This window comes from Natronoglycomyces albus (genome assembly GCF_016925535.1).
Taxonomy (GTDB): Bacteria; Actinomycetota; Actinomycetes; order Mycobacteriales; family Micromonosporaceae; genus Natronoglycomyces; species Natronoglycomyces albus.
Window position 1 is genome coordinate 2,585,059 of record NZ_CP070496.1, and the last position, 11,738, is coordinate 2,596,796.

Annotated in this window: 11 protein-coding genes; 2 read left to right on the plus strand and 9 right to left on the minus strand. The window is 61.4% G+C overall.

Annotated elements, in window-relative coordinates:
- The first annotated feature begins 143 nt into the window (after positions 1-143).
- A complete protein-coding gene (locus JQS30_RS10975; protein ID WP_213170317.1) occupies positions 144-530 on the plus strand; it encodes a hypothetical protein in 387 nt (128 codons plus the stop codon).
- Positions 531-810: 280 nt separating this feature from the next.
- Here JQS30_RS10975 and dapB read toward each other — a convergent pair whose 3' ends face one another.
- The 8 genes from dapB to JQS30_RS11015 all read right to left on the minus strand — a co-directional run bounded on the left by dapB (position 811) and on the right by JQS30_RS11015 (position 10,387).
- Positions 811-1,551 (minus strand): 4-hydroxy-tetrahydrodipicolinate reductase, encoded by a 741-nt coding sequence (dapB, locus tag JQS30_RS10980; protein ID WP_246497876.1) that lies wholly within the window; start codon positions 1,549-1,551, stop codon positions 811-813.
- A gap of 201 nt (positions 1,552-1,752) precedes the next feature.
- On the minus strand, positions 1,753-4,110 hold the full coding sequence (locus JQS30_RS10985; RefSeq protein WP_213170318.1) for a polyribonucleotide nucleotidyltransferase: 2,358 nt from the start codon (positions 4,108-4,110) through the stop codon (positions 1,753-1,755).
- Between the two features lie 428 nt (positions 4,111-4,538).
- Positions 4,539-4,808, minus strand: a complete 270-nt coding sequence (gene rpsO / locus JQS30_RS10990; protein ID WP_213173054.1) for a 30S ribosomal protein S15 — start codon at positions 4,806-4,808, stop codon at positions 4,539-4,541.
- Positions 4,809-4,938: 130 nt separating this feature from the next.
- On the minus strand, positions 4,939-5,874 hold the full coding sequence (locus JQS30_RS10995; RefSeq protein ID WP_246497877.1) for a bifunctional riboflavin kinase/FAD synthetase: 936 nt from the start codon (positions 5,872-5,874) through the stop codon (positions 4,939-4,941).
- 423 nt (positions 5,875-6,297) lie between these two features.
- On the minus strand, positions 6,298-6,528 hold the full coding sequence (locus JQS30_RS11000) for a hypothetical protein (protein WP_213170319.1): 231 nt from the start codon (positions 6,526-6,528) through the stop codon (positions 6,298-6,300).
- A 472-nt stretch (positions 6,529-7,000) separates the two neighbouring features.
- Positions 7,001-8,032, minus strand: a complete 1,032-nt coding sequence (locus tag JQS30_RS11005) for a carbohydrate ABC transporter permease (protein ID WP_213170320.1) — start codon at positions 8,030-8,032, stop codon at positions 7,001-7,003.
- Positions 8,029-8,970, minus strand: coding sequence for a carbohydrate ABC transporter permease (locus JQS30_RS11010; protein WP_213173056.1), 942 nt, complete (start codon positions 8,968-8,970; stop codon positions 8,029-8,031). The genes JQS30_RS11005 and JQS30_RS11010 overlap by 4 nt, the downstream gene beginning before the upstream one ends.
- Positions 8,971-9,037: 67 nt before the next feature.
- Positions 9,038-10,387 carry an ABC transporter substrate-binding protein gene (locus JQS30_RS11015; RefSeq protein ID WP_213170321.1) on the minus strand — a complete coding sequence of 450 codons (1,350 nt, stop codon included), beginning with the start codon at positions 10,385-10,387 and terminating at the stop codon, positions 9,038-9,040.
- Positions 10,388-10,672: 285 nt separating this feature from the next.
- Here JQS30_RS11015 and JQS30_RS11020 point away from each other — a divergent pair, with 285 nt between their 5' ends.
- Positions 10,673-11,071 (plus strand): VOC family protein, encoded by a 399-nt coding sequence (locus tag JQS30_RS11020; RefSeq protein ID WP_213170322.1) that lies wholly within the window; start codon positions 10,673-10,675, stop codon positions 11,069-11,071.
- 72 nt (positions 11,072-11,143) lie between these two features.
- Here JQS30_RS11020 and JQS30_RS11025 read toward each other — a convergent pair whose 3' ends face one another.
- Positions 11,144-11,734 carry a thiamine phosphate synthase gene (locus JQS30_RS11025; protein ID WP_425498822.1) on the minus strand — a complete coding sequence of 197 codons (591 nt, stop codon included), beginning with the start codon at positions 11,732-11,734 and terminating at the stop codon, positions 11,144-11,146.
- Between the last annotated feature and the right edge of the window lie 4 nt (positions 11,735-11,738).

An 11,738-nucleotide genomic window follows, 5' to 3' on the forward strand; every position in this document is an offset into this window, starting at 1 on the left:
TCGCACCCCCACCCATGGACGTCATAAAGCCGACACACCGCGCAACTACGAAATAACCGACAAAGAGTGCTCCCATAGGTATCGTGAGCGAGTCTGCCCGTCAGGGCAGGCATCACACGAAAACGAAACTCTTTGGGGGAACAATGTTCCGTAAGACGCTCAAGACCATCACCGCCGTCGCCTTCGCTGGCGCGCTCGCCGTCGGCTCCGCGACCTCGGCTTCTGCCGACGTGGTCGAGGAGCACGGCAGCTACGGCTCCGGCGACATCAACGTGCTGTCGAACCTGTGCATCGGAAACTGGAACGGCGACGTCATCAGCATCCTGAAGATCGCCAACTCGGAGTACCGCGAACTGTGCACGACCTACGGAAGCGGCTCCGGCGAGGGTGACATCAATGTTCTGTCGAACATCTGCGCCCTGAACTGGGACTGGAACAACGCCGCCAACCTGGGTCTGATCGCCAACAGCAAGGAATACCGCGCTTGCATCGAGTACAACGAGGCGCACGGTGGCGGCGACAAGTGGTAATGCGTCATACACGCGTTGACAACTGAATACAGAACTTCGTATCAGAAGTCCTGAGAGTTTCTTTCGTTTTGTGAACGGTTTACGAATGTGCCTCCGAAAGGCGTAGCGACCACCACTGGACCGACGGGTCAATTGGTGACAAGCCTTTCGGAGGCACATTCTTTGTATGCGGCTTATGCAAAAATGCACATTCAAGGCCGCAGGAGGCAAAGTTTACGCAGGTAAACGAGCCGAAGAGAACGCTGAAAGTGCCTTTTGCATAAGCCTCTATCTGTTAGCGCTAGTCGAGAAAAGCGTCGATGCCTACGGTCAGCCCCCGCACGGCGGGCACTTTACGGATCGACAGCACAACCCCTGGCATAAAGGACATCCGGTCCACCGAATTATGGCTGATGGTGAAGTTCTCCCCTGCCGAGCCAAACCACACTTGTTGGCTGGCAATGTAGCCCTCCGCGCGGATCGCATGTACCGCAATCCCATCCACGTTCGCTCCCCTGGCACCTTCAAGCTGCTGCTGGGTCGCGTCCGGGCCCGGACCCAACCCGGCTTCCTCGCGCGACTGAGCCATCAAGCGCGCAGTGTGCACGGCCGTTCCCGAGGGTGCGTCCACCTTACGCGGGTGGTGAGCCTCAATAACTTCCGCTGAGTCGAAGAACTTCGCGGCCTTGGCAGCGAACTGCATCATCAGCACCGCCCCAATTCCGAAGTTGGGGGCGATCACCGAACCGAGTTCGGGCTTATCGCGCAGCCACTGTTCGACTTGCCGCAAGCGCGCCGCATCGAAGCCCGACGTGCCGACGACGGAGTGAATGTCGTGGTCGATGAGCCACTTGAGGTTGTCCATCACAACGTCGGGACGGGTAAAATCGACCGCCACCTCAACGCCTGCCTCAACCAGCGAGGCCAGATCGTCCCCATGGTCGACCGTCTGGGCCACGGTCATCCCCTCCGCGGCCTCCACCGCCTGACACACGGCCGTCCCCATCCGACCGGCCGCCCCGATCACACCTACCTTGATCAATGGTTTCTCCTTCGCATCACGTTCGCCCTCACCTTACGTCGCGACCGGGCCACCTTGGCTTGAACGCTTCCCCAGCTCGCCCCAGAGTGGGCCACCGGCCGGGCTCGATCCTCACACAGCAAGGTCCGCCGAGGCGCTGTGCCTCGGCGGACCTTGGATGTCTGTTACAGGGACGGCTAGCGCCGCCACCCGAAACCGAACCTAGTCGTCTCCTCCGGGACGACGGCGACGGCGACGACGCGGACGGTCGCCTCCTTCTCCCCCATCCTCATCGCGCGGCTTGCGCTCACGGTCGCCACCTCGGCCTTCACGGCTACCCTCGCGCTTGGGACGCTCGCGCTGCGGCGGCTCCTCACCTTCGGGGTAGACCTTGTCGAGGTAGATCTTGCCGCGAGCGTCAATGTCGGCAATCTGGACTTCGACCTTGTCGCCAACGTTGAGCACGTCCTCGACCTTGTCGATGCGCTTGCCATCACCGATCTTCGAGATGTGCAGCAGCCCGTCGCGGCCCGGCAGCAGAGAAATGAACGCTCCGAAGTCGGTGGTCTTGACGACCGTGCCCAGGAAGCGGTCTCCCTGATTGGGCAGCGTCGGATTCGCGATGCTATTGATCATGTCGATCGCGGCGTCGGAGGCCTCGCCGGACTCGGCGGCCACATAGATCGTGCCGTCGTCCTCGATGGTGACGTCGGCGCCGGTCTCCTCGGTGATGCCGTTGATCGTCTGCCCCTTCGGGCCGATGACCATTCCGATCTTGTCGACCGGAACCTTCAGGGTCGTGATGCGCGGCGCGGTCTTCGACAGCTCCGAGGGCTCCGAAATCGCATCGGACATGACGTCGAGAATCGCGTGACGCGCGTCGTTGGCCTGCTGCAACGCACCAGCGAGCACGTCGGACGGCAATCCATCCAGCTTCGTGTCCAGCTGCAACGCCGTGACGAACTCCGGCGTACCGGCGACCTTGAAGTCCATGTCGCCAAAGGCGTCCTCGGCTCCCAGAATGTCGGTCAGCGTGACGTACGCGGTCTTTCCGTCGACTTCCTGGCTGATCAGACCCATCGCGATACCGGCGACAGGGGCTCGCAGCGGCACACCCGCGCTCAGCAGCGACATCGTGGAGGCGCACACCGAGCCCATCGACGTCGAACCGTTGGAACCCAGCGCTTCGGACACCTGTCGGATCGCGTAGGGGAACTCCTCGCGGCTGGGCAGGACGGGAATGATCGCCCGCTCTGCCAGCGCCCCGTGCCCGATCTCGCGCCGTTTGGGCGAGCCCACGCGGCCGGTTTCGCCGGTGGAGTAGGGCGGGAAGTTGTAGTTGTGCATGTAGCGTTTCTTCGTCACCGGTGACAAGGTGTCGATGGACTGCTCCATGCGCAGCATGTTGAGGGTGGTGACGCCCATGATCTGGGTGTCTCCACGCTCGAATAGGCCCGAACCGTGCACGCGCGGCAGGATTTTCACCTCAGCGGAGAGCGGACGGATGTCGGCGGGGCCGCGTCCGTCGATGCGGACCTGCTCGCGGACTACCCGCTCACGCACTAGCTTCTTGGTCAGTGCGCGGATGGCGTTGCTGATCTCGCCTTCGCGGTCTTCGAAGTCGCTGCCGATCTTTTCGAGGGCGGACTCCTTGGCCTTGTCCAGCGCGTCTTGGCGCTCGACCTTGTCGGCGATGGCGAGCGCGGCAGTCATTTCTGCGGCAACTGCGGTCTCGACGGCGGTGAAGACGTCCTCGCCGTAGTCGAGGAAGCGCGGGAAGTCGCCAACGGGCTTGGCCGCGACGGCGGCTAGCTCGTTCTGGGCGCGGCATAGCTCGGCGATGACGGGCTTGACCGCTTCGAGTCCCTCGGCGACGATTTCTTCGGTCGGCTTGGGCGCTCCGCCTTCGACCAGGGCGAAGACGTTATCGGTGGCTTCGGCTTCGACCATCATGATGGCTACTTCGCCATCGTCGAGGACGCGGCCGGTGACAATCATGTCGAATGTGGCGCGTGCGATCTGTTCCAGGGTGGGGAAGAAGACCCATTGGCCGTCGATGTGGACGGCGCGGGTTGATCCCAGTGGCCCTGAGAAGGGCAGCCCGGACAGTTTGGTGGACAGGGAGGCGCCGTTCATGGCCACGACGTCGTATTCGTCGCTGTCGTCAACGGCGAGGATCGTGCCGATGACCTGTACTTCGTTGCGGAGCCCGGAGACGAACGAGGGACGTAGTCCTCGGTCGATGAGGCGGCAGGTGAGGATGGCGTTCTCGCTGGGACGTCCTTCGCGGCGGAAGAACGAGCCGGGGATGCGGCCGGCGGCGTACATCCGCTCTTCGATGTCGACGGTCAGCGGGAAGAAGTCGAAGTGGTCCTTCGGCTGTTTGCTAACTGCGGTGGTGGACAGCACCATTGTGTTGTCCATCTGCACCAGGGTGGCCCCTTGGGCCTGACGGGCGAGTCGCCCGGTGGAGAACGTCAAACGGCGGGTGCCGAATTCTCCATTGTCGATCACGGCTGTGGCGTGGTGTTCGCCTAGGTTTATGGCCTCAGCGCCGTGTTCTGTCGTTGACTCTGTCATATGAGTCGTTTGCTCCATTTCACATGTGTTGGAGCGCCCGGCCGGTTTGTGGTTCTGGCCGGTCATCGATCGAAGCACTCGGTGTGGCGTCTGTTGATTCGACCGGGTTGGTCGGATCGTCCGACCTGATGGGGTCGTGGTGACCGTGGTCGGTGACGTTGTCCGGGTGCCACTACCGAGGACCGGCAGTCGGTGGCTGGGCGCTGTCTAACCTGTCGGCTTGCCAGCGGTGTCCGCGCGTTCGCAACGTGGCGTTTGCCGCCATGCGCGCGTCCGGGCGGAGTGTGTTCCCCCGACCCGGTCGGTGCGGCATCGCTGCCGCGAGTCGGTAGCGCGGGCGAGCCGGTTCTAACGCTACCCTCATCGGCGTGGCGCAAGGGTACGAAATAAGCCAAAAGGGAGCGACGAATCGCTCCCTTTGACGTCTTCTATCGCCGCAGCCCGAGGCGCTCGATGAGCGTACGGTAGCGGGAGATGTCTTCCTTCTGCAGGTATTTCAGCAGACGGCGACGCTTACCCACTAGCAGTAGCAGACCACGACGTGAGTGGTGGTCGTGCTTGTGCTCCTTGACGTGTTCAGTCAGTTCCACGATGCGCGCGGTCAGCAATGCGACCTGCACTTCGGTGGAGCCGGTGTCCCCGTCGCCGGTGGAGTATTCGGAAATGATTTCTGCTTTTTTAGCAGCTTCGAGCGCCATAAGCTCCCTCTTGATGGATTCTCCGGGCACATTGTGGCCGAAGGAGTGATGTTTTTCGGGCGTATCCGCGGCGTCGGGCAGGTACGTCCGGTCACGGTTGTCTTTGTGACCTGGATAGTTTACCAATCCGCTATTGACGCTTCAGCACCTCGCGGGTCTGTGCGACGTCTGTCTCGATTTGCCAGATGAGTTCATCGACGTTGTCGAACTTGAGCATCTGGCGCAGTCGCTCGGTAAAGGAGATGCTGACCTGTTCACCGTAGAGGTCTTCGTCGAAGTCCAGAACATAGGCCTCGAGGGTTCTCTTTTCCCCAGCGAAGGTCGGGTTGGTTCCCACCGAGATGGCCGCGGCGTGTCGTGAACCGTCGGCGCGTGTGAGCCAGCCCGCGTAGATGCCATCGGCTACGACGGCGACGTCGGATTCGTACGACAGGTTAGCGGTGGGAAATCCCAGTTGAGAGCCTCCTCGCCCGGCTCCTCGCACTACTATTCCCTCGATGTCGTATTCGCGTCCAAGCGCTTCGGCGGCCGCGCTCACCGCGCCTGCGGCGATGCAGGTGCGAATGTAGGTCGAGGAGAAGGTGGCCTCGTCGTTGCCTTCCAGCGTCGCGGCCACGACGGAGAAGCCCCACTGTTGCCCGAGGTTGCGCAGGAGATCTAGGTTGCCCGCGGCTTTGTATCCGAAGCGAAAGTTCTCTCCGACCATGACTTGTGCCGCGTGTAGCCGTTCGACCAGCACGGTGTGCACGAACTCCTCTGGGCTTTGCCGAGACATTTCTTTGGTGAAGGGGAGGACGCATACGCCGTCGACGCCCAGCTCGGCGAGGAGTTGGCAGCGGCGGCTAAGGGTGGACAGTCTCATTGGGGCCGAGCCGGGCCGCACCACCTGTGCTGGGTGCGGGTCGAAGGTGACGACGACGGACTTGAGGCCGCGTTCGCGTGCCTGTTTGGCCGCTGAGCCGATGAGTTGGGCATGTCCCCGGTGTACGCCATCGAACACGCCGACGGTGACGACCGAACGACCCCAGCCAGTGGGGGTCGCCTGAATACCTCGCCAGATTTCCACGTGCTCAATCGTAACGACACCGGTGTGCCTGGCGTGACGTGGCCGGGGAACTTGTTGAGGTCACCGGGTGCTGTTTGCCGGTGTTGAAGCAGGTCGCTGGGGTAGTGACTCCTCTTGTGCGGGTTGGCCGGTGAGACGGGCATCATGTCGGGCTAGCACGACGAAGAGGCCGAACTGGCTTGTTCGGCCTCTTCGTTTTTCTGTCTAAGGATTTTTTGAAGGTTATGCGAATGTCTAATGCTGATATCTCTCCTTCCTGTGGCACACGTTCATCCCACCAATAAGACGTGGCCTGCGGCTGCCCCCGTGTGGTCGCCGGTCGAGTCAACCCAGTCTGCGGCCTTGAGGACCGGGTCCCGGCATCACTGGTCAGCCTGCGTATCCGACCGTCCCGATACCCAGTCTCGGGACGGTCGAGGCTGGTCACAACATCGAACTGTTCGTAGTGCCGGTGGAGGCGAACACCACGAGCGCGATGACGGCGAACGCCACCAGAATGATCACCCCGGCGATAACACCGATGTTGTTCTGGTTGACGTAGGGATCGACCGCCACGTCCCTATTTGTGTCAGCTCCTCGCTCTGCTGGCATGGACGGCTGTTCGGGCCTCACGGTCTGCCCGTGAGCTTCGGGCACATAGTGCGAATCTGACATATACGCATACGACATAACTCTTACCCCTCAATGGGTGGGCCAGTCACTGTCGGGAATCTGCCAATCCGGGGGATGCCTGGCTTACTTTTCATTGTGCCGAAATCTGACAGTTGACGAACGATCTTCGCGCAATTAAGCGACCGCCATCCGCGTTCACCGACGTTTTCCCACTTCCAGCGCACAAGATACAGGCGGGTCTGACTGACCATTAAGGTCAGTCAGACCCGCCTGTATCCACCATGGGGAATCAAACGGTAAATAAGCCGACATCGAGGATCGATGGCGAGTATGTGTGGCCAACCCCAGGGGCCGCTGCCGAAGCAATCGCTCCAGTGGCGTCATGGCCAGCGCATACGCACCTCTCCTCGTACATTGCGGGCGGAATCCGGCCGGGCACAACCCCGAAACCACCAAACCATCCGCAACGGCGATAAACCCGCCATTGGGTCCTGTCAGGCTCCATTCACTGTCATTACCCCTTCACGCTGCCTGCCAGCAAACCGCGCACGAAGAATCGTTGCAGCAAGGCAAACACCAACAGCGGAATGAGGATGGAAATAAAGGCGGCCGCTGGCAATCGTGTCCAGCCATCGCCCCACGTGCCAGCCATGTCGGCCAACCGCACGGTCAATGGTTGCGTAGCCGGGCCACCGCCAAAGACCAAACCGACGAGGAAGTCGTTCCACACCCACAGGAACTGGAAAATCGCGATCGAGGCCAGAGCCGGGGTGATCAGCGGCAACACGATCTTGCGGAAGATCACCGAATGGCTCGCGCCATCGACCCGCGCCGCTTCCATCACATCGCGTGGCAGCTCCGAGACGAAGTTATGCAGCAGGAACGTCGCCAGTGGCAAACCAAAGATCGTATGCGCGATCCATATTTGGATAAAGGTTTGGCTCCCACTGAGATTCCACGCGGGGATCACCGTGAGCTCTCCAATGGTCAGTCCCTGGCTGAAGAAACTCAGTAGTGGGATGAGCGCCATTTGAATCGGCACGATCTGCAAGGCGAAGATCCCGATGAACAGCCAGGTGGCACCGCGGAAGTTGATCCAGGCCAGCGCATAGGCGGCCATGGACGCGAATGCCACCGGGAACAGCACCGCCGGAATCGTGATCACCAACGAGTTGACGAAGTAATTCACCAACCCACCAGAGGAGCCGGTGGAGTACAGCACGTAGTTGTACGTGTCGAGGGTGACGTTGGGGTTAAACGGGAACGTCCACCAGCCTGAGGACCGGATGTCGGCCTCGGGCCTAATCGAGTTGATGAACAAACCGGCGGTCGGGATCGTCCACAGTACTGCGATGACAATCGCGGCCAGGCTGGCGACCCGGCTAGTAAGCAGCTTGCGGAGCCGGTGCCCACCGGAGGCCAAGGGTACTTCGGTGCGCGGTTTCGGCCTCGCCTTGACTTGTTCTTTCGAGGTGATGTCGTCAATGACGTCGACCGCGTTGTCGTCATCGGGGGTCGGGGCATTGGCCGGAGGAATGGATGTCATCGTGTCTCCTCCTGTCGGCGCTTAAGGTTGTGCACTTGGTAGGCGACGATCGGTATGACCATGATGAACAGCACCACGGCCAGCGCCGCGCCGCGCCCGGCTTCGCCCAGTCGGAATGCCTGGAACCACATGGAGTCGGCCACCACGCCGGTGCGGAATTGACCGCCGGTCATGGTGCGAACGATGTCGAACAGTTTTAGGGACGCGATCGAGATGGTGACGACCACGACGATGATCGCGGGCCGAATCGAGGGGATCGTGACGCGCCAAAATTCTTGCCAGGGGGTGGCACCGTCGATGCGGGCAGCTTCTTGGATCTCGGCGGGGATGCCTTTGAGGGCGGCCGAGAGGACCACGGTCGCGAAACCGGTTTGGACCCATATGAGCACCACGATTAGCAGCAGGGTGTTCCAGGGCCACATTTGTAGCCATGCCTGTGGTTCTCCGCCTAGCCACACCACGACCTGGTTGAGCAGGCCGATTTGGTCGGTTCCTCCTCGATGGTCATAGATGAATCGCCAGATGACGGCGGCGCCGACGAAGGAGATCGCCATGGGCATGAAGACCAAGGACTTGTAGATCGCTTCGCCGCGTTTGCCGTCGATGAGGACTGCGTAGAGCAGTCCGATACCGGTGGCGATCAGCGGGGTGAGGACTACCCAAAGGAGGGTGTTGAGGAGGATTATCTGGGCGCCGGAGTCGGTGAAAATCCATTGGAAGTTGGCGAACCAGACGAAGTTCTCTCCACTGCCGTCAAACATGGACAAGCCCAGGGTGCGGGCGGCCGGAACGACCAGACCCGCCCCCAGGAGCAGCCCGACGGGGGCGAGGAATACCGCCGCCGTCAGAGCTTTGCTTCCACGTTTGGCGACCAGCTCGGCCAGGGCCAGCAGGACCACGATCACCAGGATGAACGCGGCTAGGCCGAGGCCGAGCATAGTCAGTTTCGACACCAGTTGTGAAGTGTTCACAGTGTCACGAACCTTGCGTGTAGCTCATGCGTGGCTAGTCGCTCGGCCAGGCGTTCTCGATGTTGCTGGTGACGTCCTCCGCGGAGGTGCCTCCCAGCCAGTCGAGCATTCCGGTCCAGAACGCGGCGGCGCCGACTTCGCCGGGCATGTAGTCCGATCCGTCGAAGCGTGACGTCATGGTCTCGTCGTGGAGGATCTCCACGGCGCGAACGAGCGCGTCATCGCGGGCGTTCTCTGGGTCGGCGCCTTGGTGGGCGGTGGTCCACGACCCGGTGGTCATGCGCAGGTTGTGGTAGTCGGCGCTGGCCAGGAACTGGCGAACGGCATGGACTGCCTCATCATCGGAGAACGAGGCCACGAATTCCGAGCCAAACAGCATTGGCGCGTCGCCGGGCTCGTCGCCGGGCAGCTGGAAGATGAAGACGTCTCCGTCTTCTGCGACTTCGACGTCGTCGGGCCACATGGCCGAGTAGAAGGAGGCCTGGCGGTGCATGGCGCATTCGCCGTCGGCGACCGGGTAGCCGGCTTCTTGGAAGGACGTGGTGGCGATGGTGTTCACGCCACCGTGTCCGCCGTTGACGTAGTCGTCGTTGAGCAGGATTTCTCCGACGCGGTCGAAAGCGTCGACGATGCCCGGGTCATCGAAGGGAATGTTGTGGTCAATCCAGTCATCGTAGAGTTCGGGCGACTCGCGCAGGACCGCGTCTTCGATCCAGTCAGTGCCGGGCCAGCCTGAGGCTTCGCCGGATTCGAATCCGACGCACCAGGGCGTGGTTCCGTCCGCGGCGATGGTCTCAGTGAGGTCCATCATTTCGTCCCAGGTTTCGGGGATGTCGTATCCCCCGTCTTCAAAGAAGCTGGGCGAGTACCAGACGAACGATTTGGCGTTCGCCGAGTGTGGTGGAGCGTAGAGCTGGCCGTCAACGGTTCCGTAGTCGAGCCAGTCTTGGGTCCATCCCTCTTGCGCCGCGGCTTGCGTGTCGGCATCGGCCGGGACCATGTTGTCGACGAATTGGAACATGAGGCCTGGTTGCGGGAAAAGTGCGATGTCGGGGGCATTGCCTCCGTCGACGCGTACGCGCATGTCGGACTCGAAGGTGCCGGAGCCTTCGTGCTGAATGGTGATGCCCACGCATTCGGCGAACGAGCTCCAGGCGGCGGTCATCTCGTCGGCTTCATCCCCCCGGATGGAGCTGGAGATGCTGACTGTCTCCCCGTCGAAGGAGCCGTAGTCAGCATAGGTGTCGCAGTCCGCGGCCCAGTCTGGCAGTTCTTCGCCGGGCTCTTCGTCGGGCGCGCCGCAAGCGGTTGCAGCCAACGCTATCGCTGCGGCAGAAGCGGTAACGCACAAGAAACGTTTAGGCAATCTTCTATCCTTTTTCATCCTATGGAGGGGTGTCAATAGTCACAAAAAGTTTGGTATACCGTGCGCCTGATTGTCAAGCGAACTGCAAAGTTTTCCAATCTGTGAAAATTGTTTCGAAACGGTAACGATGGAAGTGGACCCTTTGTTCGTTGACGGGCCCATTAGTCCCGAATACGCTTTCTTACCGAAACCAGAAAACTCAGGCAGCGCGAAAAATCTGATCTGGAGCCATACGGCACGCGCGTATAGATCCGCTCCTCTCCCACTCTTCGCGGCTGCCACCAGCCATATAAGGAATCAATCATGAAAGTCGAACTCAATCACACTGTCATTGTCTGCCGCGACAAATACGCATCGGCGCGCTTTTGGGCCGACATTCTTCAACTCCACATTCACGGAGAATTTGGCCCGTTCGTGCAAGTGAGGACGACTAACTCCGTCGACCTGGACTTCCTCACCGTCACCGAGGGTGAGGACATCACCAGTCAGCACTATGCCTTTTTGGTCGCAGATGAGGTCTTCGATCAAGGATTCGCCCGCATCAAGGCACTGGGGCTGCAATTCCAAGCCGACCCGCACGGCAAGCAAATAGGTGAGATCTACCAATACGAAGGCGGCCGCGGCGTCTACTTCTCAGACCCCAACGGCCATTTCCTCGAAATGTTCACGCGCACCCCCGGCTACGGGCGTACCGACGGCTAGAACCCCGTAACCGTCCCCAGCCCGCCCGGTGGCCACTGGTGTTCTCTGGGCGGGCTGAGCCAGATGCGGAACTCACCGAGACTCAATCGCCTCTCGCAAACCAGCCACAACGGTGTGCGGCTCATTGGCCGACATGACCGCGCCCATCACCGCGACCCCCCACGCCCCGGCGCGGCGACAGTCTCGCGCCTGCTGCGGCCCCGTGATACCGCCCAGCGCCACCACCGGGATCGGATATTCGCGGCAGAACTCGCGCAATCCCCGAAGACCCACGGCTGGGCCATAGCCTGGTTTCGAGGCGGTGGGATACACCGGCGAGTACGTGACGTAATCCAAACTCACGTCCACGACCTCCCCGGGATGAACGGAACGCCCCAACAATGCCGGGCGTCGTCGGGGCCGCTGGGCGGAGGCGGACAGATGAACTGCCTCGCACTGCTCCGGCGGGTCAGACACGATCAGCTGCGCATCATGCGCCACCATGAGGGGCGTCAGTTGCGCGGCCAGGTCCTGACGGGCATCCCAGGGCAGGTGCTTGTCGCGTAGCAAGACATTGAAGGGACCGCCCTGCAAAGCCAACTTGATCTGATCCACGAGGGGACGCCCACACTGGGTAGTGTCGGTAATTACTAGGAGTCTCTGCCTGGAGGCTGTCACGATCACCCAG